This window comes from Streptomyces sp. A 4/2 (assembly GCF_940670765.1).
Lineage (GTDB): Bacteria > Actinomycetota > Actinomycetes > Streptomycetales > Streptomycetaceae > Streptomyces.
Genome location: NZ_CALNVW010000034.1, coordinates 184924 through 207797 on the forward strand (window position 1 = coordinate 184924; position 22874 = coordinate 207797).

Annotated in this window: 18 protein-coding genes; 11 read left to right on the forward strand and 7 right to left on the reverse strand. The window is 69.8% G+C overall.

Annotation, left to right across the window (positions count from 1 at the left end):
• The first annotated feature begins 89 nt into the window (after positions 1 to 89).
• Positions 90 to 2252: a tetratricopeptide repeat protein gene (locus NBY69_RS25500; RefSeq protein ID WP_250303814.1), complete on the forward strand. Its 2163-nt coding sequence runs from the start codon at positions 90 to 92 to the stop codon at positions 2250 to 2252.
• On the opposite strand, the gene NBY69_RS25505 is transcribed toward NBY69_RS25500, so the two are convergent.
• A complete protein-coding gene (locus NBY69_RS25505; RefSeq protein ID WP_250303815.1) occupies positions 2235 to 3947 on the reverse strand; it encodes a CDP-glycerol glycerophosphotransferase family protein in 1713 nt (570 codons plus the stop codon). The two genes, NBY69_RS25500 and NBY69_RS25505, sit on opposite strands and share 18 nt — an antisense overlap.
• Before the next feature lie 331 nt (positions 3948 to 4278).
• Between NBY69_RS25505 and NBY69_RS25510 the strand changes: the two genes are divergently transcribed.
• Complete coding sequence (locus NBY69_RS25510; RefSeq protein ID WP_250303816.1) at positions 4279 to 4929, forward strand: uridine kinase; 651 nt, start codon at positions 4279 to 4281, stop codon at positions 4927 to 4929.
• Here the strand turns inward: NBY69_RS25510 and NBY69_RS25515 are convergent.
• Positions 4926 to 6374, reverse strand: coding sequence for a WGR domain-containing protein (locus tag NBY69_RS25515; protein ID WP_250303817.1), 1449 nt, complete (start codon positions 6372 to 6374; stop codon positions 4926 to 4928). The two genes, NBY69_RS25510 and NBY69_RS25515, sit on opposite strands and share 4 nt — an antisense overlap.
• Positions 6375 to 6513: 139 nt before the next feature.
• Here NBY69_RS25515 and NBY69_RS25520 point away from each other — a divergent pair, with 139 nt between their 5' ends.
• Entirely contained in the window at positions 6514 to 7296 is a 783-nt protein-coding gene (locus NBY69_RS25520; RefSeq protein ID WP_250303818.1) for a class I SAM-dependent methyltransferase, read from the forward strand.
• Positions 7283 to 7645, forward strand: a complete 363-nt coding sequence (locus NBY69_RS25525; protein WP_250303819.1) for a cupin domain-containing protein — start codon at positions 7283 to 7285, stop codon at positions 7643 to 7645. Before NBY69_RS25520 ends, NBY69_RS25525 begins: the two co-directional genes overlap by 14 nt.
• Here the strand turns inward: NBY69_RS25525 and NBY69_RS25530 are convergent.
• Together NBY69_RS25530 and NBY69_RS25535 are read right to left on the reverse strand one after the other, a co-directional pair.
• Positions 7635 to 8942, reverse strand: coding sequence for an MFS transporter (locus NBY69_RS25530; RefSeq protein WP_250303820.1), 1308 nt, complete (start codon positions 8940 to 8942; stop codon positions 7635 to 7637). The two genes, NBY69_RS25525 and NBY69_RS25530, sit on opposite strands and share 11 nt — an antisense overlap.
• 159 nt (positions 8943 to 9101) lie before the next feature.
• The gene (locus tag NBY69_RS25535; RefSeq protein WP_250303821.1) at positions 9102 to 9647 is read right to left on the reverse strand and encodes a methylated-DNA--[protein]-cysteine S-methyltransferase; all 546 of its coding nucleotides are present in this window, start codon (positions 9645 to 9647) and stop codon (positions 9102 to 9104) included.
• Positions 9648 to 9731: 84 nt separating this feature from the next.
• On the opposite strand from NBY69_RS25535, the gene uvrB reads away from it, so the two are divergent.
• From uvrB to NBY69_RS25555, 4 genes are all read left to right on the forward strand, one after another.
• On the forward strand, positions 9732 to 11855 hold the full coding sequence (gene uvrB / locus NBY69_RS25540; protein ID WP_250303822.1) for an excinuclease ABC subunit UvrB: 2124 nt from the start codon (positions 9732 to 9734) through the stop codon (positions 11853 to 11855).
• 144 nt (positions 11856 to 11999) lie between these two features.
• The gene (locus NBY69_RS25545; protein WP_250303881.1) at positions 12000 to 12566 is read left to right on the forward strand and encodes a TerD family protein; all 567 of its coding nucleotides are present in this window, start codon (positions 12000 to 12002) and stop codon (positions 12564 to 12566) included.
• A gap of 263 nt (positions 12567 to 12829) precedes the next feature.
• On the forward strand, positions 12830 to 14650 hold the full coding sequence (locus NBY69_RS25550) for a TerD family protein (protein ID WP_250303882.1): 1821 nt from the start codon (positions 12830 to 12832) through the stop codon (positions 14648 to 14650).
• 226 nt (positions 14651 to 14876) lie between these two features.
• Positions 14877 to 15866 carry a TerC/Alx family metal homeostasis membrane protein gene (locus NBY69_RS25555; protein ID WP_250303823.1) on the forward strand — a complete coding sequence of 330 codons (990 nt, stop codon included), beginning with the start codon at positions 14877 to 14879 and terminating at the stop codon, positions 15864 to 15866.
• 90 nt (positions 15867 to 15956) lie between these two features.
• Here the strand turns inward: NBY69_RS25555 and NBY69_RS25560 are convergent, their stop codons facing one another.
• Positions 15957 to 16613, reverse strand: a complete 657-nt coding sequence (locus tag NBY69_RS25560; RefSeq protein WP_250303824.1) for an MBL fold metallo-hydrolase — start codon at positions 16611 to 16613, stop codon at positions 15957 to 15959.
• A 10-nt stretch (positions 16614 to 16623) separates the two neighbouring features.
• Positions 16624 to 17244, reverse strand: coding sequence for a maleylpyruvate isomerase family mycothiol-dependent enzyme (locus NBY69_RS25565; protein WP_250303825.1), 621 nt, complete (start codon positions 17242 to 17244; stop codon positions 16624 to 16626).
• 188 nt (positions 17245 to 17432) lie between these two features.
• On the opposite strand from NBY69_RS25565, the gene uvrA reads away from it, so the two are divergent.
• Together uvrA and NBY69_RS25575 are read left to right on the forward strand one after the other, a co-directional pair.
• Complete coding sequence (uvrA, locus tag NBY69_RS25570) at positions 17433 to 20447, forward strand: excinuclease ABC subunit UvrA (RefSeq protein WP_250303826.1); 3015 nt, start codon at positions 17433 to 17435, stop codon at positions 20445 to 20447.
• Entirely contained in the window at positions 20444 to 21286 is an 843-nt protein-coding gene (locus NBY69_RS25575; RefSeq protein ID WP_250303827.1) for an alpha/beta fold hydrolase, read from the forward strand. The genes uvrA and NBY69_RS25575 overlap by 4 nt, the downstream gene beginning before the upstream one ends.
• Before the next feature lie 128 nt (positions 21287 to 21414).
• On the opposite strand, the gene NBY69_RS25580 is transcribed toward NBY69_RS25575, so the two are convergent.
• Positions 21415 to 22332 carry a carbohydrate kinase gene (locus tag NBY69_RS25580; protein ID WP_250303828.1) on the reverse strand — a complete coding sequence of 306 codons (918 nt, stop codon included), beginning with the start codon at positions 22330 to 22332 and terminating at the stop codon, positions 21415 to 21417.
• A gap of 112 nt (positions 22333 to 22444) precedes the next feature.
• Between NBY69_RS25580 and NBY69_RS25585 the strand changes: the two genes are divergently transcribed.
• The gene (locus NBY69_RS25585; protein WP_250303829.1) at positions 22445 to 22867 is read left to right on the forward strand and encodes a Rieske (2Fe-2S) protein; all 423 of its coding nucleotides are present in this window, start codon (positions 22445 to 22447) and stop codon (positions 22865 to 22867) included.
• The last annotated feature ends 7 nt before the right edge of the window (positions 22868 to 22874 follow it).

Genomic DNA, 22874 nt, shown 5'->3' on the forward strand with positions numbered 1-22874 from the left:
AGATCGTACCGGCGCCCGGATGCCCGCACGGGTAGCGTGTGCACCGGATGGTGTCGGCCGCCGCGGGGGAAAAGATGGATTCAGGGTCCGTGAGGAACGACTTCGACGGAACCGCGTACGGTCCCGTCATTCAGGCAGGAGAGATCGGGGCTCTGACCGTGAACATGCCGCAGCCCCGGACGGCTGTGGTGCCCCGGCAAGTCCCCCCGGCGTCGCCCGGGTTCGTCAATCGGACGGCGGTCCTCGGCGACATCGACGACTGGGCCGGCCGGGGCGGCAACGGTGCGCGCGTCGCGGTGCTCAGCGGATTGCCCGGAATGGGGAAGTCGGCCACGGTCCGGCAATGGGTCCAGGACCGGCGCGAGCAGTTTCCCGATGGTGACTTCTATGTCGACTTCACCGAACTGCGCCGCGAGGTGGGCGCCGATGTCTCCACCGGCGTGACCAGTTGTCTGCGTGCGCTCGGAGTCACGGACGAATACCTGCCACCCACACTCGGTGAGTTGTGCGCGCTCTTCCGCAGCCACACGGCGCTCCGGCGGGTCCTGGTGGTGCTCGACGACGTCACCGAACCGGCTCAGCTCAGAGCGCTGATCCCCGGTGGTCCGGGCAGTGCCGTCATCGCCACGAGCCGTGGACGGCTCGGCGAGCTGGTCATGTCCGGCGCGGAGCTGATGCGTCTCGGACCGCTCGAACCGGCGCACGGCCTGCGCGTCCTGGAGGACCTGTGCGGGGCCGGGCGCGTGGCGGCCGATCCGGATGCGGCAGCCCGCATCGTCGACCTCTGCGACGGCTTACCTGTCGCGCTGCGGGTCGCGGGCGCCCGCCTGGCCATGCACCGAGGACTCACTCCGTCCGCGCTGGCCGCCGAACTGGCCGATGAGCAGGGCCGACTGGATGCCCTGAGCCTGGGAGGAGAAAACGCTGTGGCTGCCGTCTTCACCGTTGCGTACGAGGGCCTCGATGCGGAGGCGTCCCGCCTCTACCGGCTCCTCGGCGTCTATCCCGGGCACCACTGGGACGCCGAGACCGCCGCCGCTCTCGCGGACCTGACACCCCGGCAGGCACAGCGCCTCCTGGACACGCTCGAAGAGGCGAGTCTGGTGGAGGTCGCGGTGCCCGGCGACGGGGAGCGGGAGCCGGGGGCCGGACCGGGACACGAACCCGCCGGTCCGTACGGGTTCCACGGTTTGGTACGCCTCCACGCCCGCAGCCAGGCCGAACAGCACGAGACCGTGGAACAACGCGCGGCAGCCGTGAAGCGCGTGATCGACCACTTCCTCACCCTCACCGGGTACGCAGACCTGGCCGTGATGGGCGGCCGGATGCGCATCGGCGCGTACACGCGGCGACTAGACGGTGCCGCTGGGCCGTTCTCCACCAAGGCCGACGCCCTGAATTGGCTGGTCGGACACCGCGCCGAACTCCTCGCAGCCGTGCGCGCCGCGGCGGCGCTGAATCTGCACCGCCGGACCTGGGAGTTGGCGGAGGCGCTCACCGCGCTCTACCTCAACCGCCGCTACCTCAACGACTGGGCGGAGTCCGGCGAGCTCGGCGCGCTGGCTGCCGCCGCGGACGGGAATCCCGCCGCCGAGTCCCGGCTGCGCGCCCTGGTGTCACGTCCCCTGCTGGACCGCGGAGACGACGACCGTGCCCGCGCGGAGCTGGAGACCGCGATCGTCCGGGCCGACGAGAGCGGTGACACGCTGCTGCGGGCCTCCGCGCGTGAGTTCTACGGTCGTTACTGGGACCGGCACGACCTCTCCCGCGCCGTGGAGACGTACGGGGAGGCGCTGGAGTTCTACCGCCTGGACGGTGACCCGCGCGGTATCGCCATCGGCCTCTACTTCCTGGGCTGCGCACAGGACTCGGCGGGGCGGCACACCACAGCCCTGGACACGCTCGACGAGGCCTGGCGACGGTTCCTCGCGCTGACGGTGAAGGACGAGCGGATGGCGGCCCGCGCACGCAGCGCCATCGGGACCACGCTCCACCATCTGGGACGTGACGACGAGGCGGTCACCGCGCTGGAGGAAGCCGTGCACGCGTTCGGGTCCGTGGGCGCACGCCACTACGAGGCCCCGGCACGCGAGGCGCTGGCCGAGCTCTGTTCGGGAGACCAGCGTCTGCGCCACCTGGTGCGGGCACTGGAGATCTACGAGGAGGGCGGCGGCCCGCGCGTGGCTGTCCTGCGCGAGCGCCTCTCAGCGGAATTCTCCTCCCCTGAATTCCCTTCAGGGGAGCAGCCGTAGCGTGACGTCCTCCTCGCGCCCGGCGAAGCAGAGGGTGAGGAAGCCCGCCAGGGGCAGGCCTGCCCGGAGGCAGCTGTAGACGGCCGAGGCCGACATCCCGGCGTCGGTCGTCCGGCCGGTCGTGGACACCTCGACCGTACGGCCGTCCGTGAGCCGCACCCGGCAGCAGCCGCCCGCGAGCGACGAGGCAGCGAGCAGGGCGCCGGGGTAGCGGGCGAAGACGTTCTCGGCCCAGCGGGCCGCGGCAACCGCTGTGGGGGCGGCCGTACGGCGCACCAGGACGGATGCGCTCTCCGCGACGCCCTGGTCCCGGGCGTCGTCGCCGCAGCTCACGTACCGGAAGACGCTGTCCGTGCTGTCGGTGTCTGTGCGGTCGGTGTCTGTGCTGTCGGTGTCCGGTTCGGCGACGAGGTGAGCGACGGACGCCGGGAACCGTTCGACCACGACCCGGCTGTCGCCCTGGCTGGTGACGACCCGGGTGATGACGACGGACGCGGTCGTGTCCTCCTCGTCCGGCTGTGGCACGGGGAGTACGGGAGCCAGCCTGGGCGGTGGAGGCCCCTCGCACGGATCGAGCCGGAGCTGTTCGTACACCACGGTGCGCAGATTCCCCAACGCGTGACCGGGGTCGGCGAAGGCGCTCTCCCCGAGCTTGCGGAAGCGGTCCGGCTGGTGCTCGGAGAGTGTGCGCTCGATCTGTGCGCGCAACGGTGCGTCCTGAACGAGCCGCGGCGCCAGCTGGCCCAGCTCCGCCATCGGTGTGCCGGGTACCACCTCGTGCTCACTGAACGCGCCGAGCAGCAGCGGGGTTCCGAGCGCGGCTCCGTAGAAGGTCACGGATCCGTGGTCGCCGATCAGCAGGTCGGCGGCCAACAGCGTTCCCTGCCAGCCTGCTGCGGGCGGGATCCGCAGCAGACCGGAGCCGCGGGCCGACGCGAGTACGGTCTCCACCTGGTAGGAGCCGTGCGCGGCCTGCACATTGGGGTGGCTCACGAGGGCGACGGCGTACTCGTCCCTCGGCAGCTCCGCCAACAGCCTGGCCGGTAGGCCCGGTTGAGAGCCCATGGTGGACTCCTCGCGCCAGGTCGTGCTCAGCATCACCAGTCGTCGCTCAGGGCCCACGCCCAGGGCGTCGCGGTACCTGGCGCGCAGGTTCCGGCCTTCGAGCAGCGCGTCGTAGCAGGGATCCCCGATGAGCACGCTGAGTCCGTCCGCCGCGGGGTGGGCGGCAGCCAACTGCGCGGCCTGGCTCGGGTGCGAGACCGCGAGCCGGGCCCGCCCGCTGCGCAGCAGGGCGGCGGGCACCAACCCGGCCAGCCGTTCGCGGGTGCTGCGGGAGTCGGGGACGGTCTTGTGGAAGCCCACGCCGTGCGGCAGGACGAGGACGGGACAGACTCCGGGAAGCCGGGCGTTCTCGGTGGCGGTGACGATCAGATCGGGCTCGGCCGAGGCCAACTGCCCCCAGGGCATGACGCGGGCGCCGACAGTCCGCAGCAACTCCTCGACTCCGTGGTTGAACGCGGAGGTCGGGTCGTACGCGAAGACGACATCGACGCGCGGGTCGTCCCGCAGAACGGGGCGCAGCACGTCCAGGACCCGAACGGTCGAGGTGACGGTGCGGGCCACGGCGACCACGAGGCGTTTGCCGGGCAGGGTGCGCCAGCGCTCGGGATCTTCACCGACCGGAACACGCAACCACCGCTGGCGGCTCGCGGCTCGCGGCTCGCGGCTCGCGGCTCGCGGCTCGCGGCTCGCGGCTCGCGGCTCGCGGCTCGCGGCTCGCGGCTCGCGGCTCGCGGCTCGCGGCTCGCGGCTCGCGGCTCGCGGCTCGCGGCTCGCGGCTCGCGGCTCGCGGCTCGCGGCTCGCGGCTCGCGGCTCGGGTCATGGTCCGCCTAGTACGAATCACCATGGTCCGCAACCCCCTGGCCTGCGTGTCGATCTCGCCCCGCGCGACCCACACCGTACGCCATCCCTCCGGGACCTCACCGGTCATGGCCGGTCGGCGACCTCAGCGATGATGGAGGGGTGCGACTCGAAGCGATCTCCTGGGAACGGCTGGCCGATGCCCTGGCACAGCGCGCGGACGGACTGAAGGCCGCGGACGGCGGCCCCTGGCCCAAGATCGCGATCGATGGCGCACCCGCCGCGCCCACCGCCGAACTGTCGGCCGCCGTGGCCGAGGCGCTACGGGAACGCGGCCGGTCCGTCCACCTCGTCAGCACACAGGGCTTTCTACGCCCGGCCTCCCTGCGGTACGAGTACGGGAAGCGGGACCCGGACGCGTATTACAGCGGCTGGTTCGACACGGGTGCGCTCTGGCGGGAGGTCTTCGGTCCGCTGGAGGCAGGCGGCAGCGGTCGTGTACTGCCCGATCTGTGGGACCCGGTGACCGATCGGGCCACCCGCAGCCCGTATCAGCAACTTCCGGACGGTGCGCTGTTGATCGTGCAGGGGCCGTTTCTGTTCGGGCACTGGTTTCCCTTCGATCTGAGTGTGCACCTGCGGCTCTCGCCGGGAGCGCTTCAGCGCCGTACCGGGCAGGACACGCAGTGGACGTTGCCGGCCTTCCGGAGGTACGAGGACGAAGTGGATCCTGCGGAGACCGCCGATGTCGTCGTACGGGCGGACCACCCCGACCACCTCGCCTGGAACGGTCCCACCCGGGGGCTGGTCTAGACCAGGCGCTTTATCTCTCCCCGCACCCGGTAGAAGCCGCCCGAGGAGGAGTGCAGCGCGTCCACCACGTAGCGGGCGCCGACCTGACGTATCGCCCGGGGGAACTGGACGTGCCAGGAGGGTTCGTAGCCGTCCGAGACCACCTGGACGCGCAGCCGTCCGCCGACCTGCACGCACTCCACGACTATCCCGGCTCCCGGCGCGGGCATCGCACTCACCGTGGCCACGGTCGCCGCCGGGGTGTACGTGGGAAGCGCCGCAGCCTGCTTGACGTCCAAGGCGACCGGAACGCTTCCGCCCTGCGCCGCGGTGATGGCCGCCTCGCTCGCATCGATGCAGGCCAGCGAGCCGTCTGTGGTGACGATGTACAGCTTCTCGGCGTGGTACTGCATGGAGAGCGCCGAGCCGCCGCCCGTCCCCAGCTTCCACAGCCGGGTGCCGTCCGCGGCGAAGCAGTAGACCGAGGAGGCGAGGTCGCCCGCGAAGACGTACTCGCCGTCGGCGGAGGTCGCGCAGGAGTAGACCGCCGCGTCGCACCGGTACCGCGCCTCGCTCCGGCCGGTCGCCTTGGTCAGCCGCTCGACGACCTGCCGGCCCGTTCCCGCGTACACCGCGGTCTCCTCCTGCCAGCCGAAGAGCACGCCGCCGGAGGTGTCCGTGTGCCACAACTCGCCGCTGCCGTCCGCGGCGTACGCCGTCACACCGCGCGTGTGCCCGTGATAGACCGCGCTGTCGTCGGCTCGCACCATCCAGGCGTTGCTGCCGTTGGAGCGGCGGGACCACTGGAACTCGTCCTCGTGGTCGATGACCGTGAGACCGCCACTGCGGTCGGACACGTTCAGCACGCCCTCGTGGATGTCCAGCCAGAAGATGTCCACGTCGTCCGCGATCTCGTACGCGGCGAAGGGCACCTTCGACGACAGGTCGTACACCTTGCCGTCGTCACACCCCGCGTAGATCCAGAAGTCGTCCGCGACCAGGCACTTGACGCCGTCCGGCAGCGAGAAGCGGGCCAGCACCTCGCCGTCGTGGCCCAGCGTGTAGACATCGCCGTGCTGGTTTCCGACCCAGCAGTGGTCCTCGTCGATATGGATCCCGAACGCCGAGGTGCCGGTACGGAACCGCCAGAGCACCGGGGCCGTCGCCCGCGCCGTGGAAGGAGCCGAGGTCACCTGACGGCGGGTCACGGACCGGGGTGCGCGCCCGCCCTGTACCGCCGGTGCGTATCCCTTGCGCACCTTCTCACCCAGCTTCTTCGCCGCGGCGGCCTTCGCCTTCTCGACCGTCGGGAAGGTCGAGACCTGGCGCTGCCCGTCGGCGCCGATGCGCCCGTACCGCACGGCTACCACCGTGCCGGTGACGGTCACTTCGTAGAATTTGTGTGCCCCGCCGCCCTCCTGGGACAGCTCCAGATACGTCGTCTTCCCCACCTGCGCAGCAGCCATCGCACACCCCTCCCCAGGGACCAGCCGGTGCGGCTGATCTTCAGTGATTCCACGCTAGACGCCACCACTGACAATCGGCCGCGTCGGCCGTCGCCGTAGCTGCTCGCCGTCGCAGCAGGGGCCGCGCTAGCGTGCGGGGGTGGACCCCACACAGCTCTTCTACGATCAACTCGCCGCCGATTACGACCTGATCTACGCCGACTGGGACGCCGCCGTGACCCGGCAGGGCGATGCGCTCGGCGGGCTGATCTCCGAGGCGCGCGGGCCGGGCCGCCACGACGTACTCGACTGCGCCTGCGGTATCGGCACGCAGGCGCTGGGCCTGGCGGCGCGCGGACACCGGGTCACCGGCAGCGATCTCAGCCCGGTCGCGGCGGCGCGGGCCCAGCGTGAAGCCCGTGCGCGTGGACTCCGGTTCACGGCCGGCGCCGCGGACATGCGCGCGCTGCCGTTCGCGGACCGTTCCTTCGATGTCGTCGTCTGCGCCGACAACTCCCTGCCGCACCTGCTCACTTCCGTCGACGTACGGGCCGCGCTCGACGAGATGCGCAGAGTGCTGCGGCCCGGCGGGCTGCTTCTGCTGTCCACACGTCCGTACGACCAACTGCGCCGCGAGCGGCCCGGTTCCACTCCGCCCCAGGTGAGGGAGCGGCCCGAGGGGCGGACCATCACCTTCCAGCTGTGGCACTGGCACCGGGACGGCGAGCGCTACGACCTGGAGCACTTCCAACTGCTGCCGGAGGAGGGCCCGACCTGGGTGACGCGCACGCGCCGGGCCACTTACTGGGCGCTCACCCAGCGGGAGACCGCCGGTTTCGCGGCGCGGGCGGGGTTCGTGGAGACCAGATGGCACGCTCCTGAGGACACCGGATTTTTCCAGCCGGTCATGGTCGCTAAAGTTTCGCGCTATGACAACAATTGATCAGACTTCCGCTTCTTTTGCCGTGCACATCCCGGATGCCGAACTGGAGCCGGAGCCCCTGGACCCGGCGCAGATCGTCTCCGGGAATCCCGAGGTCACGGGCAAGGTGCTCTGGGAATCGGCGGACGGCACCCAACTGCGCGGGATCTGGCAGATCACCCCCGGTGTGGTGACCGACACCGAGGCCAATGAACTCTTCGTGGTGGTCAGCGGGCGGGCGAGCGTCGCGGTCGAGGGCGGGCAGACCCTGGAGATCGGCCCCGGCGACGCCTGCGTGCTGCGCGAGGGCGACCGTACGACCTGGACCGTCCACGAGACGCTGCGCAAGGCGTACCACATCAGCCTCTGACGGTGGCCGCGGTGGCGCGGCGGCGGACCGTCAGCAGGACGAGCCCGGCCAGCGGCAGCAGCAGGCAGGCGCCGGCGGCATTCAGCCAGCCGTAGCTCGCCCGCGAGACGATCAGCCCCGCCGCCACGCCACCCACCCCCGCCGCTGTGTTCATGGTCAGGTCGGAGAGGCCCTGCACGGCGGCGCGGGCGGGTTGTGGCACGGAATCGGTGAGCAGCGTCGAACCGGACACCAGCCCCGCCGACCAGCCGAGGCCGAGCACGAAGAGTCCGGCGGCCGTCTGTCCGTGACTGCTGCCCGCGGTCCCGGCCAGCAGCGCGGCGAACGCCAGGAGTCCGGCCGCCAGACCGATCACCGCGAGGCGGCCGATGCGGTCCGAGAGCCACCCCATCACCGGGGAGAACGCGTACATCCCCGCGATGTGACCGGAGATGACCAGCCCGATCAGCTGGATGCCGGCGCCGTGGTGGCTGAGCGCGACCGGGGTCATCGACATGATCGACACCATCGTGGTGTGCGACACCGCGACGGTCACCAGCGCCAGTCGCGCCCGCGGCGACGCGGCCACCGCTGCGACGCCGGCCCGCAGCGAACGGCCCTCGGGGGACCGGTCCGAGGCCGGGGCCAGGGCGCGCGCCGTCAGCAGCGGATCGGGCCGCAGCAGTACGGCGACGAGCGCCCCCGACACCAGGAACACCCCGGCCGACCAGGCGAACGGGCCCGCCGCCGCGGGAATGCCCAGGCCCGTCACACTGCGACCGGCGGGGGCGGCGATGTTCGGCCCGAGAACGGCACCGATCGTGGTGGCCCACACGACGGTGGAGATGGCCCGGCCGCGGCGTTCCGGTTCCGCCAGGTCGGCGGCGGCGAAGCGGGCCTGCAGATTGGCGGAGGAGGCGGCACCGAAACCGGCCATGCCCACCAGCAGGAGCGGGAAGTTGGAGAGGACGGCGGCCAGCACGACGACAGCCGCACCGACCGCACCGATCAGATACGCGAGAACCAGCCCGGGGCGGCGTCCGCGGGCGGTCATCAGGGCTGCCAGCGGCACGGAGAGCAGAGCGGTGCCGATCACGGTCGCCGTCGGAGCGAGCCCGGACAGGGCCTCGGTACCACTGACCTGCTTGGCCAGTACGGCGGCGAGCGCGACACCGGTCGCGACGCCGAGCCCGCCGAGTATCTGGCTCGCGATGAGCACGGCATTGACCCGGCGGCGCAGGGCGGGCAGGTCGGCGGGGTGGGCGAGCGGGCCCGGTATACCGGCCGTGCCGTCGGCCTCGTTGTCGACGGCGGTCATCGGGCGCCTCCAGTGGTAGTCACCGCCGCAGTGTGACACCCCTTACGCACAGGCGAAAGGTGCTCTTGGACAGCCCACCACCAGGGGCTTCGAGGCAGGGCTCCCACCAGGGTGCCGGGGCTCCCGCCGGCGGGCCCGCAGAGGTCGGAACCACCGGAATCAGAAGAGGGGTTGTGGGAGCACGCCCTCAAGGGCCAGCAGCCGGCGCTTCGTCTCCAGCCCTCCGCCGAATCCGCCCAGCCCTCCATCACTCTCCACGACACGGTGGCAGGGCACGACGACCGGCAGTGGATTCGACCCCATCGCCACGCCGACCGCCTGCGCCGCCCCCGGTTGGCCCACCCGGTGCGCGAGGTCGCCGTACCCGACGACCGAGCCGTACGGCACTCCGGTCGCCAGCTCACGCAGCACCTGCCGGTTGAACCCGGAGGTCAGCGTCCAGTCCAGCGTCAGGTCGAATTCCTGCAGATCACCCGCGAAATAGGCCGCCAGCTGACGCACGGGTCCGGCCAGCCGTACCGAATCCGGCGCCTCGACCGGTGCGGTCCCGCATCGCGCGGCAAGCTGCTCAAGGGCTCTCTTCCGCACCGCTGCGTCGGCATGGAAGACGACGCTCAGCAGGCCCCTCCCGGTCGCAGCGAGCAGCAGTGGCCCGATGTCGCTGCCGACTGCGGTCCACTCGATGATCTGCCGGTCGCTGTTCACGCCTCCACCGTACGGCGGCCCACCGACAGTGCCGCCGGGCGGCGGTCGGCCGCGGTTGTCAGTGGTGGGTCGTACGGTGGTTGCATGCGGCCCGTTTCCAAGATCGAACGCACGGTGGCGCCTTTCGAGGTCGTCAGTCCCTACCAGCCCAGCGGCGACCAGCCGACGGCCATCGCAGAGCTGGAAAAGCGCATTCGTGCAGGTGAGAAGGATGTTGTCCTGCTCGGCGCGACCGGTACCGGCAAGTCGGCGACCACTGCCTGGATGATCGAGAAGCTCCAGCGCCCCACTCTGGTGATGGCGCCGAACAAGACGCTCGCCGCCCAGCTGGCCAACGAATTCCGTGAGCTGCTCCCCAACAACGCCGTCGAGTACTTCGTCTCGTACTACGACTACTACCAGCCCGAGGCGTACGTCCCGCAGTCCGATACGTACATCGAGAAGGACTCCTCGATCAACGAGGAGGTCGAGCGGCTGCGCCACTCCGCGACGAACTCGCTGCTGACCCGGCGCGATGTGATCGTGGTCGCCTCGGTCTCCTGCATCTACGGCCTCGGTACGCCCCAGGAGTACGTCGACCGGATGGTGTCGCTCAAGGTGGGCGACGAGCTGGACCGCGACGAGCTGCTGCGCCGCTTCGTCGACATCCAGTACACGCGCAACGACGTGGCCTTCACCCGCGGCACCTTCCGTGTGCGCGGCGACACCATCGAGATCTTCCCGGTGTACGAGGAGCTCGCGGTCCGGATCGAGATGTTCGGCGACGAGATCGAGGCGCTCTCCACGCTGCACCCGCTCACCGGCGAGATCATCAGCGAGGACGAATCCCTCTACATCTTCCCGGCCACCCACTACGTGGCGGGCCCGGAACGCATGGAGAAGGCGGTCAACGGCATCGAGAAGGAGCTGGAGGGGCGGCTCGCGGAGCTGGACAGACAGGGCAAGATGCTGGAGTCCCAGCGGCTGCGCATGCGCACCACCTATGACCTGGAGATGCTGCGCCAGATCGGCAGCTGCTCCGGCGTCGAGAACTACTCGATGCACTTCGACGGCCGTGAGCCCGGAACCGCGCCCAACACGCTCATCGACTACTTCCCCGAGGACTTCCTGCTCGTTCTCGACGAATCGCATGTCACCGTTCCGCAGATCGGCGCGATGTACGAGGGCGACGCCTCCCGCAAGCGCACACTCGTCGACCACGGCTTCCGGCTTCCGTCCGCGATGGACAACAGACCGCTGAAGTGGGAGGAATTCCAGCAGCGGATCGGCCAGACCGTCTACCTGTCCGCCACCCCGGGGAAGTACGAACTCTCGCGGGGCGACGGCTTCGTGGAGCAGATCATCCGCCCCACCGGACTCGTCGACCCCGAGGTCGTCGTCAAGCCCACCGAGGGCCAGATCGACGACCTCGTGCACGAGATCCGTATGCGCACGGAGAAGGACGAGCGCGTCCTGGTGACCACGCTCACCAAGAAGATGGCCGAGGACCTCACCGACTACTTCCTCGACCTGGGCATCCAGGTCCGCTATCTGCACAGCGATGTCGACACGCTGCGCCGTATCGAGCTGCTGCGCGAGCTGCGGGCCGGTGAGTACGACGTACTGGTCGGCATCAACCTTCTGCGTGAAGGACTCGACCTCCCCGAGGTGTCGCTGGTCGCCATCCTCGACGCGGACAAGGAGGGCTTCCTGCGGTCGGGGACCTCACTGATCCAGACGATCGGCCGGGCGGCGCGCAACGTCTCCGGGCAGGTCCACATGTACGCGGACCGGATCACTCCGGCGATGGAGAAGGCCATCGAGGAGACTAACCGGCGCAGGGAGAAGCAGGTCGCGTACAACAAGGAGCGCGGTCTCGACCCGCAGCCCCTGCGTAAGAAGATCAACGACATCGTCGCGACGATCGCGCGCGAGGAGGTCGACACCGAGGAACTGCTCGGCACCGGCTACCGCCAGACGAAGGACGGGAAGCAGGCGAAGGCTCCGGTGCCCGCGCTGGGCGGCGGAGCGGGCAAGGGCGCCAAGGGCGCGAGGACGGTTCCCACCGATCGTCCCGCGGCCGAACTCGCGGGGATCATCGAGGAGATGACCGAGCGGATGCGGGCCGCGGCGGCGGATCTGCAGTTCGAGGTGGCCGCCCGGCTCCGTGACGAAGTCGGCGAGCTGAAGAAGGAGTTGCGCCAGATGAAGGAGGGAGGGCTGGCCTGACCTGGTTGTTGCAAGAACGACACAAAAACGCCCCGGCCCTCCTGCGGTGTCGGCGCCACTGCGTAGGGTGCGGGGAAAACGTGGGGAAACAGGAAGAAGGGACAGCGCGTGACGGCCAATTTTGCCAAGGGCCCTGGCGTCAACCTGACCAAGGGGCAGGCCATCAGCCTGCAGAAGAACAACGGGGGCACCCTGACCGCGGTGCGGATGGGACTCGGCTGGCAGGCGGCACCGCGCCGCGGGCTGTTCGGTTCACGCACCCGTGAGATCGACCTCGATGCCTCGGCGGTGCTGTTCGCCGACAAGCAGCCGGTGGACGTCGTGTTCTTCCGTCATCTCGTCAGCGACGACGGCTCGGTGAAGCACACCGGGGACAATCTGGTCGGCGGCGCCGGACAGGGCGGCGACGACGAGGCGATCCTCGTCGATCTCTCGCGGGTCCCGGTGCACATCGACCAGATCGTCTTCACGGTGAACTCCTTCACCGGCCAGACGTTCCAGGAGGTGCAGAACGCCTTCTGCCGCATCGTCGACGAGGCCAACGGTGACGAACTCGCCCGGTACACGCTCGACGGCGGCGGCCAGTTCACCGCCCAGATCATGGCGAAGGTGCACCGCGCGGGCGCGGGCTGGCAGATGACGGCCATCGGCGCCCCCGCCAACGGCCGCACGTTCCAGGACCTGATGCCGACGATCCTGCCGCACCTGTAACCGGGACGTCCATCACGTACTACGAGCAGCTCCCGGGGGCGCGTTGCCGCCGGGAGCTGCCTCGCATCCGCAGGGCAACCGCGTCCGGCGTCCGAGCGGCGGCCGAGCCCTGGCTGAGCAGCGGCGAAGTGACGTCCGTGCGACGACCTGTACAGCGCGATCAGTAGTACAGCGCGACCAGTAGTGCAGCGCGATCAGTAGTGCAGCGCGGCATCAGCAGTGCAGAGCGACCAGAAATGCAGAGCGACGAGGAGACACACGCGATGACGGCCGAGCTGGTGCGGGGGCAGAACCACCCCCTGCCCGGGACCCGACTGGAGATCCGGGTCTCCACCGGAAAGCCGGTCGTGGCCGGTGCCACGCTCGGCGACGAGCAGGGAAAGGTCCGTGGCGCGGAGTGGGTCGCCCACCCCGGGGCGCCGCAGCTGCCCGGCCTCGAAGTCTCCGGACAGGCGGCGAGCGACCATCGGCTCGCCGTCGACCTGGAGGCGCTGCCGGACACCGTGCACCGCGTGAACGTCCTGCTCGCGCTGCCCGACGGCGTCGGGGGCCCTGCCTCGTTCGCCGCCGTCGCCGCACCTTTCGTCGCGGTCACCGGTCTCGACGGCGCGGAGATCGCCACCTACACCGTCACCGGTCTCGACGCCGAGTCAGCGGTTGTTGCCCTGGAGCTCTACCGCAGACACGGTGCCTGGAAGGTCCGTGCCGTCGGCCAGGGATACGCGGGCGGCCTCGCCGAAATGCTCAGCGACCAGGGGCTGTTGCAGGCCCATGAGCTCGCCGGTGTCATCCAGGCCGCGGTCGTGGGCGGTGCGGCCCGCGCGGTGGCGGTGCCGCCGCCCCGGACGGCCGGGGCCGGTACCGGACCCAGCGGCCCCGTCGACTACGTGCATCCGCGCCGTCGGAGCGCCGCACCTCCGCCTCCTCCCGCTTCCCCGCCCGGACAACCGGCCACGCCTGTCGCGGGAGATGCCACCGGCTGGTCCATGGAGGAGCGCCTGTACAACCAGGTCTGGGGCATGTTCGAGGACCTGGCGCGCACCACCGCCGCGTACCGCAGTGCGGTCGGCTTCGCCGAGTCCCGCATGGAGCAGGAGGTCGACCGGGCCCTCTCGGATCCGCGCGGCCGTATCGGCCCCGCCGGGGCCGACGCCCGTCGGCAGGCGCAGGAGAAGCGTGACGGGCTGACAGCCCAGGCGCGTGAGGTGCTCGACCGTGACCTCGCCCAGCTCATCGCGGAATCGCAGGTCGTGGAGCCCGCTCTGCCCCCGGCCTTCGCCCGCTGGGACAACCCCGTCTGGCACGGGTACCGCGTTCCGATGGAGATCCCGATGGCGCTGCGCGTCGGAGATCTGCACCTTCCGGAACGGCCCGAGCTGCGCATCCCGATGCTGGTACGGCTGCCACTGGAGCGCGGTCTGTGGATCGACAGCGCTCGCACCACATCCGACCCGGCCGTGGAGTGGGACGCGGGCCGGCTGCGTACACGTGCCATGGACACCGCGGTGGCGCTGGCCGCGCGGCTGCTGGCGGTCTACCCGGCCGGTGAGTTCGCGGTGCACGTCATCGACCCGGCGGGTTCGGCTGCCGGATCGCTTGCCCCGCTGGTCGGTTCAGGAGTGCTCGACCCGGCGCCGGTGGCGGGTGCGCGGACGGTGGCCGATGTACTGGGGCGGCTCGTCCAGCGGGTGGATCTGGTGCAGATGGCCGTGCGCGGCGGCGCGGCCGACTCTCTTCCGCCGGACCTGGACACCGCGGAACAACTGCTGATCGTCAACGACTTCCCGCACGGATTCGACGACCGTGCGCTCACGCATCTGCGCTATCTCGCCGACGAGGGGCCGTCCGTCGGCGTCCATCTGCTGATGGTCGCCGACCGGGAGGACGCGAGCCGGTACGGTCCGGTGCTCGATCCGCTGTGGCGTTCGCTTCTGCGTATAACGCCCGTGCCCGACGACCACCTTGCCGACCCGTGGGTCGGTCACGCCTGGACGTATGAGCCGTCACTCCCGCCGCCGGGCAGCCGGGTGCTGGATCACGTCCTCGGTCACGTGGCCGAGGCCCGTCGAGGCCTGCCGGACTGACCTGCTGTTTTGAATTGATCTTTACCGATCTCTTTACCTTCTCTTGGTATTGCCTGTACTGTTCTTGGTGCGGAGGGGAGTACTCCCCAAGTGCGACGTACCCGTCAATACGGACCCGTCCGGGACCCGGGGCGTCGACCCGGAAGCCGGTGTTCCGGCTCGGGTGGAAGAGACCTCCGGCAGCGACGACGCTGATCAAGTAGCCGTAGCAATCGCCGGAGGCGTAGTGGACGTTTCTCTGACCCTGTGGGTGCTGACCATTCTTGGTCTGGGCGCCCTGATCGCAGTCGATTTCTTCATCGGGCGCAAGCCCCACGATGTGTCGATCAAGGAAGCCGGTATCTGGACCGTGGTCTGGATCGCCCTGGCCGCGCTCTTCGGTCTGGGCCTGCTGCTCTTCGGGGGCGGCCAGGCGTCGGGTGAGTTCTTCGCGGGCTTCATCACCGAGAAGTCGCTCAGCGTGGACAACCTCTTCGTCTTCATCCTGATCATGGCGAAGTTCGCGGTGCCCTCCCCGCTCCAGCAACGGGTACTGCTGATCGGCGTACTGATAGCCCTCGTCCTGCGTGCGATCTTCATCGCGGCCGGCGCGGCGATCATCGCCAGCTTCTCGTGGATCTTCTTCCTGTTCGGCGCGTTCCTCATCTACACCGCCTGGAAGCTCGTCAAGGAAGCGCGCTCCGACGAGGAGGACGAGGAGTTCGAGGAGAACCGGCTTCTCAAGTCCATCGAGCAGCGCTTCGGCGTCGCTGACCGCTACCACGGCACCAAGCTCTTCATTCAGAAGAACGGCAAGCGGATCATGACCCCGCTCATGGTGGTCATGCTCGCCATCGGCACGACCGATGTGCTGTTCGCGATGGACTCGATCCCCGCGATCTTCGGCCTCACCCAGGACCCGTACATCGTCTTCACGGCCAACGCCTTCGCGCTCATGGGGCTGCGGCAGCTGTACTTCCTGATAGGCGGCCTGCTCAAGAAGCTGGTCCACCTCAGCTACGGGCTGTCGGTGATCCTCGGCTTCATCGGCGTCAAGCTGCTGCTGCACGCGCTGCACGAGTCCGGGGTGCACGTTCCCGAGATCTCCATCCCGGTCTCGCTGGGGGTGATCTGCGGCGTGCTGATCGTCACCACTGTCACCAGCCTTCTCGCCAACAAGAAGCAGGCGGCAGCGGAGGCGGCGGAGGCAGCGAAGAAGGACAGCGTGGACGTCTGACGGCCCAGCGGCCCGCGCTGTCCCCGGCGGGCGGGAAGCAGCGGGCGGAAAGCAGGGGGGCGGCGCGGGTTCGCGGCTGGGATCGGGGGATCACCAGCCGCGAGCGCGCCACTCCCCGAGGTGCGGACGCTCGTCGCCCAGCGTGGTGTCGTGGCCGTGGCCCGGGTAGACCCAGCTCTCGTCGGGGAGCTCGTCGAAAAGCTTCGTCTCGACATCGTGCAGGAGGCTCGCGAAGGCCGCGGGATCCTCCCAGGTGTTCCCGACCCCGCCGGGGAACAGGCAGTCGCCGGTGAAGACGTGCGGATGGCCGTGCGGGTCGTCGTACACGAGTGCGATGGAACCCGGGGTGTGGCCGATCAGCCGGCGGGCGGTCAGTGCGACCCGCCCCACCCGGATCGTGTCACCGTCCTCCACGAGGACATCGGTGGTGACGGGGATGCCCTCGGCGTCGTACCGCCCCGCATAGGTGCGGGCGCCGGTCGCCGCGACCACGGCTTCCAGGGACTGCCAGTGGTCGCCGTGGCGGTGGGTGGTGACGACGGACGCGATGGAGTCCTCGCCGATCAGCTGCATCAGTGTCGCGGTGTCGTTGGCCGCGTCGATCAGCAGCTGTTCGCCGCTCTCCCGGCAGCGCAGCAGGTACGCGTTGTTGTTCATCGGCCCCACTGCGACCTTGGAGATCATCAGAGCTGTCAGCTCGTGCACGTCCGCGCCGCCGCCGACCTTCACCACTCCGCTGTACGTCATGCTGCCGAGTCTAGAGCGAGGGGAGCACAGGCAGCGTTGCGCCGGGGGCGGTCAGTCCCGCGCCGTCCCTGCGGCCCGAGAGCCAGCCGAGCAGTGCGGTGGCGGGACCGGTGACCTCCGCCACGGCGGGGTCCGAGGAGAAGCGCTGCTGGAGGAAATCGATCTCCCGTGCGGTGAATTCCGCCGACAGGTCCTCCAGCTCGTAGCCGATGCCCAGATCGACGTGGTGCAGCTCGATCTCCACCCGCCGGCGGAAGGGGATCCGGGCGGCCGTGTCGGTGACGCCGTTGCGCAGGGTGACGGTCCGTGACCAGTCGGCGGGGAGCGCCGCCCGTTCCCGGAGTCGGGCCGCGCTGGCGCGTACGTCTTCCAACTGCTCGGAGAGCGGGCGCGGTGCGTCCCGCTCGATGTCGGCATCGCGCACCTCGGCCGTCTCGTACATCGGACGGCCCTCGAAGACATTGCACAGCGCATCGGCGTTGCGGGCGAGATGGGCGAGTACGTGCCCGCGCGACCAGCCGGGAAGCCGTGACGGTTCGTGGACCGCCGCGTTGTCCAGTCCGGCGGCCGAGGCCAGGAGCCGTTCGGTCGCTTCATCCACAGACGCCAGGTCCCGCTCGTGATCGATCATGTGCCTGACGATAGGCCTCTCCACTCCTTCGGGTGAAGCTCTTTACCGATGGCCGTAAATCGAATGCACGTGCTATAGGCTCGTGAGAGACATCCAACAAGCCATCTTCAGACATCGCTGAGGCGCCCCCCATACCCTGGGGAGGGGGCTCCGCCCCTGCTTCTTCTCTCAGAAAGGTGCGGACCGGCGTGGCCGACCGTCTCATCGTTCGTGGCGCTCGCGAGCACAACCTCAAGAACGTCTCGATCGACCTCCCTCGCGACTCCCTGATCGTCTTCACCGGGCTCTCCGGATCGGGTAAGTCCTCTCTCGCGTTCGACACGATCTTCGCCGAGGGGCAGCGGCGCTACGTCGAGTCGCTCTCCTCGTACGCCCGGCAGTTCCTCGGCCAGATGGACAAGCCCGATGTGGACTTCATCGAAGGTCTTTCCCCGGCTGTCTCCATCGACCAGAAGTCGACCTCGCGCAACCCGCGCTCGACGGTCGGCACCATCACCGAGGTCTACGACTACCTGCGTCTCCTCTTCGCGCGCATCGGCAAGCCGCACTGTCCCCAGTGCGGCCGGCCCATTTCGCGGCAGTCCCCGCAGGCCATCGTCGACAAGGTCCTCGCCCTGCCCGAGGGCAGCCGGTTCCAGGTGCTCTCGCCGCTCGTGCGGGAACGCAAGGGAGAGTTCGTCGATCTCTTCTCCGATCTGCAGACCAAGGGGTACAGCCGTGCCCGGGTGGACGGCGAGACGATCCAGCTCTCCGAGCCGCCCAAGCTGAAGAAGCAGGAGAAGCACACCATCGAGGTGGTCATCGACCGCCTCACGGTGAAGGACAGTGCCAAGCGCCGTCTCACGGACTCGGTGGAGACCGCGCTCGGCCTCGCCGGGGGCATGGTCATCCTCGACTTCGTCGATCTGCCCGCCGACGACCCCGAGCGCGAGCGGATGTACTCCGAGCACCTCTACTGCGCGTACGACGACCTGTCCTTCGAAGAGCTGGAGCCGCGCTCCTTCTCGTTCAACTCGCCCTTCGGCGCCTGCCCCGACTGCACCGGCATCGGTACGCGGATGGAGGTCGACCCCGAGCTGATCATCCCCGACGAGGACAAGTCGCTCGACGAGGGCGCGATCTCCCCGTGGTCGCTCGGTCACACCAAGGAGTACTTCGCACGGCTCGTCGGCGCGCTCGCCGAAGAGCTGGGATTCCGTACGGACATCCCCTGGGCGGGACTCCCGCAGCGTGCCAAGAAGGCCCTGCTCCACGGACACAAGACCCAGATCGAGGTCCGCTACCGCAACCGCTACGGGCGCGAGCGCGCCTATACGACCTCCTTCGAGGGGGTCGTGCCGTTCGTCAAGCGACGGCACTCGGAGGCCGAGAGCGACTCCAGCCGGGAGCGCTTCGAGGGCTATATGCGCGAAGTGCCGTGCCCCACCTGTGAAGGCACCCGCCTCAAGCCGATCGTTCTCGCCGTCACGGTGATGGAGAAGTCCATCGCCGAGGTCGCCGCGATGTCGATCAGCGAGTGTGCCGAGTTCCTGGGCCGGATGAAGCTCAACGCCCGCGACAAGAAGATCGCCGAGCGGGTCCTCAAGGAGGTCAACGAACGCCTGAAGTTCCTGGTCGACGTCGGCCTCGACTACCTCTCGCTGAATCGTGCCGCCGGGACCCTCTCGGGCGGCGAGGCGCAGCGCATCAGGCTGGCCACCCAGATCGGCTCCGGCCTGGTCGGCGTGCTGTACGTGCTGGACGAGCCGTCCATCGGTCTGCACCAGCGGGACAACCACCGCCTCATCGAGACGCTGGTCCGGCTGCGGGACATGGGGAACACCCTCATCGTCGTCGAGCACGACGAGGACACCATCAAGGTGGCCGACTGGGTGGTGGACATCGGCCCCGGCGCGGGTGAGCACGGCGGCAAGGTGGTCCACTCCGGATCGCTGAAGGACCTGCTGACCAACAAGGAGTCGCTGACCGGCCAGTACCTGGCGGGCAAGCGGGCCATCCCGATCCCGGACCTGCGCCGGCCGGTGGACCCGGGGCGCCGGCTGACGGTGCACGGCGCCCGGGAGAACAACCTGCAGGACATCGACGTGTCGTTCCCGCTGGGCGTGCTGACCGCGGTCACCGGAGTCTCGGGATCCGGTAAGTCGACACTCGTCAACGACATCCTCTACACGCATCTCGCGCGCGAGCTCAACGGCGCGCGTACGGTCCCGGGCCGGCACACCCGCGTCGACGGCGACGACCTGGTCGACAAGGTCGTGCACGTCGACCAGTCGCCCATCGGACGCACCCCGCGTTCCAACCCGGCGACCTACACCGGGGTCTTCGACCACGTCCGTCGGCTCTTCGCCGAGACGATGGAGGCCAAGGTCCGCGGTTACCTGCCGGGACGCTTCTCCTTCAACGTCAAGGGCGGTCGCTGCGAGAACTGCTCGGGTGACGGCACGATCAAGATCGAGATGAACTTCCTGCCGGATGTGTACGTCCCCTGCGAGGTCTGCCACGGGGCGCGGTACAACCGGGAGACCCTGGAGGTCCACTACAAGGGCAAGTCCATCGCCGAGGTCCTGGACATGCCGATCGAGGAGGGCCTGGACTTCTTCGAGGCGGTCCCGACGATCGCACGCCATCTGCGCACGCTCAACGAGGTCGGCCTCGGGTACGTCAGGCTCGGCCAGTCCGCGCCCACCCTGTCGGGAGGCGAGGCGCAGCGGGTGAAGCTGGCGAGCGAGCTCCAGAAGCGCTCCACCGGACGCACGGTGTACGTGCTGGACGAGCCGACGACCGGGCTCCACTTCGAGGACATCAGCAAGCTCATCCATGTGCTGTCCGGCCTGGTGGACAAGGGCAACTCGGTGATCGTCATCGAGCACAACCTCGATGTCGTCAAGACGGCGGACTGGGTCATCGACATGGGCCCCGAGGGCGGCAACGGCGGTGGCCTCGTCATCGCCGAGGGCACTCCGGAGCAGGTCGCCGGGGTCCCGGCCAGTCACACCGGGAAGTTCCTCCGGGACATCCTGGACGCGGACCGGATCAGCGACGCGGCCCTGTCCGGGACGAAGGCGCCGGTCAAGAAGACGGCCGCGAGGAAGACGGCAGCGGCGAAGACGGCCGGGGCCGGGGCCGGGAAGACGGTTGCCAGGAGCACCCCGGCGAAGACCGCCGCGAAGAAGACGACGCGTACGCGCCGCGCTTCGTCGTGACCGCGGAGGCTGTACGGACCGACGACGGCGCACGGCTCTGGGCCGTGCGCCGTGGCGCGGGCCCGCCCGTGGTGCTCTGCCACGGCGGTCCCGGCCTGTGGGACACCCTGGACGAGGTGGCCGAGTTGCTGCCCGATTACGCCGTACACCGCTGGGACCAGCGCGGCTGCGGCCGTTCGGAGCCGTCCGACGGTCCGTACACGGTGGCCCGTTCGGTCCAGGATCTCGACGACGTACGGCGCCACTTCGGGCTGGCCCGGATGGCGCTGCTCGGTCACTCCTGGGGTGCCCAACTGGCCCTGAGCTATGCGCTGGAACACCCCGGCCGGGTCAGCGGGTTGGTCTATGTGTCCGGCACCGGCATCGACCCGGAAGCGGGCTGGCACCCGGAGTTCGTCCACGGCCTCCACCGAGGTCTGGGAGAGGACCTGGAGCGCTGGCGCACGCTGACCGGCCGGGACAGAGCCGTACTCCAGTGGTCGGTGGAATTCCAGGACCGGGACCGTGCCCGGGAGCTGGCCGAGACCATGGCCACCCCTTGGTACGGCGTCAACGAGACGGCCAACGACACCATCAACGCCGAGAACCGGCAGAGCTGGGGCACCCCGGCACTGCGCGTGCGGTGCGCGGAGCTGGACGTCCCGGTGCTGATCGTGGACGGCGACCGTGACATCCGGCCCCGCTCGGCGGTCGACTCCCTGGAGCGGGCCCTGCCACGGGTGGAGCGGGTCACCCTGCGGGGCGCCGGGCACCTGCCCTGGGCCGAGGAGCCTGCCGGATTCGGCTTCGCGGTCACCGCCTTTCTCCGAAGGCACGGACCCGCGACGGCCGGTCCCTGACCGCCGGACGCCACGGCCCCCCGGTGGTTACGGTCCGTACCTCTGCACGCCTCCAGCGGTTACGGCCCGCACCCCGCACCCCGCACCGCGACGGCGGCTGCGCCCGGCCCCGCGTACGTGTACGGCCGCTACCCCAGCTCCCTCGCATACGGCGGCTGCGCCCCGGCACGGGAGCAGGTCAGCGCGGCTGCTCGGGCGGCGAAGCCCAGTACCTGCGCCCAGTCGTCGCCGGAGAGCGCGGCGATCGCCCGCGCCGACAGGGCGTCCCGCTCGGCGAGGCCGTGCAGCAGCGCCGCGTTGACCGTGTCACCCGCGCCGATCGTGTCCACCACGTCGACGGCCACGCCGGGCACGCGGTAGGAGCCACCGGCCCTGGTCCGTACGGTCAGACCGTCACCACCGTGCGTGATGACCACGGCCTGCGGGCCGGCGGCCAGCCACTCCTGCGGGCCGCCGCCGAGCCACTCCGCGTCCTCCTCCGACAGCTTCAGCAGCGTCACATCCGGCAGCCAGCCCCTGAACCGCTTCCGATAGCCGTCCGCATCCGGGATCAGCCCGCTCCGGATGTTCGGGTCGAGCAGGGTGAACACCCCGCGTGCCGACTCCCGCCGCAGCAGCGCCTCGTACGCACTCGCACCTGGTTCGAGGACCAGCGAACACGTGCCGAGTGACAGCGCCCTTACTCCGGAGGGGAGTTGCACCGGCAGTGTGAAGAGCCGGTCCGCGCTGCCTTCCGCGTAGAAACCGAATCCGGCGGAACCGTCCGCCCCCACCGTCGCCACCGCGAGCGTCGTCGGCTCGGGGCCGCGCTGAACGAGCGAGAGCTCCACCCCGGCCGTCCGCAGCCCGTCGAGCAGCGCCTCGCCGAAGTGGTCCGTGGAGACCCGCGAACAGAAACCCACCCGGGCACCCAGCCGCCCGAGCGCGATCGCGGTGTTGTACGGCCCGCCGCCCAGCCGGGGCAGCAGTGCGGGCAGCGGTTCACCGGGCGCGGCGGCGTTCTGCGGCACCAGGTCGATCAGGGACTCTCCGGCGACGGTGATCACAGATCCCGAACGTAGCCGAAGATTCCTGGACCGTAAACGCCGCCGGAAGGGGCGGAGATCTCCACCGGTATCGTCGGTTCCGTCACCGATGCCTTGAACAGTGGAGCCTCCCATGTCCGGTCTGCCCCCCGCCCGCCGTACCGTCCTCATGGGAGCCGCCCTCGCAGGCGCCGCAGGGCTCGGACTCACGGCCTGCTCGGGGGGAAGCAGCACGTCGACGGGGCCGGACAAGCCCGTCGACCTCGGCGCCGCGGACGCGGTCCCGGTGGGCGGGGTCAAGTACTACAAGGACCAGTTCCTGATCGTGAGCCGCCCGAGCACCGACGAGTACAAGGCGCTCTGGTCGCGGTGCACGCACCAGAACTGCCCCCTGCAGAAGATCGAGGGAACGGTGGGCATCTGCCCCTGCCACGGGAGCCGTTTCGACGCCATGACGGGGAAGGTGCTCCAGGGCCCCGCCAGCCGCCCGCTCAACGACGTCCCGGTGAAGGTGGTCGGCGGCAAGCTGATCGCGGGCCCCGACAAGAAGGCCTGACCCCGGC

What these genes read in the sequence shown, in the direction of transcription:
- NBY69_RS25560 (WP_250303824.1), bottom strand. Translation starts at nt 16,613, where the DNA reads ATGACGTACAGCGGAGTGGTGAAGGTCGGCGGCGGCGCGGACGTGCAC.
- NBY69_RS25585 (WP_250303829.1), top strand. Translation starts at nt 22,445, where the DNA reads ATGTCCGGTCTGCCCCCCGCCCGCCGTACCGTCCTCATGGGAGCCGCC.
- uvrB (WP_250303822.1), top strand. Translation starts at nt 9,732, where the DNA reads ATGCGGCCCGTTTCCAAGATCGAACGCACGGTGGCGCCTTTCGAGGTC.
- NBY69_RS25515 (WP_250303817.1), bottom strand. Translation starts at nt 6,374, where the DNA reads ATGGCTGCTGCGCAGGTGGGGAAGACGACGTATCTGGAGCTGTCCCAG.
- NBY69_RS25530 (WP_250303820.1), bottom strand. Translation starts at nt 8,942, where the DNA reads ATGACCGCCGTCGACAACGAGGCCGACGGCACGGCCGGTATACCGGGC.
- NBY69_RS25565 (WP_250303825.1), bottom strand. Translation starts at nt 17,244, where the DNA reads ATGATCGATCACGAGCGGGACCTGGCGTCTGTGGATGAAGCGACCGAA.
- NBY69_RS25550 (WP_250303882.1), top strand. Translation starts at nt 12,830, where the DNA reads ATGACGGCCGAGCTGGTGCGGGGGCAGAACCACCCCCTGCCCGGGACC.
- NBY69_RS25525 (WP_250303819.1), top strand. Translation starts at nt 7,283, where the DNA reads ATGACAACAATTGATCAGACTTCCGCTTCTTTTGCCGTGCACATCCCG.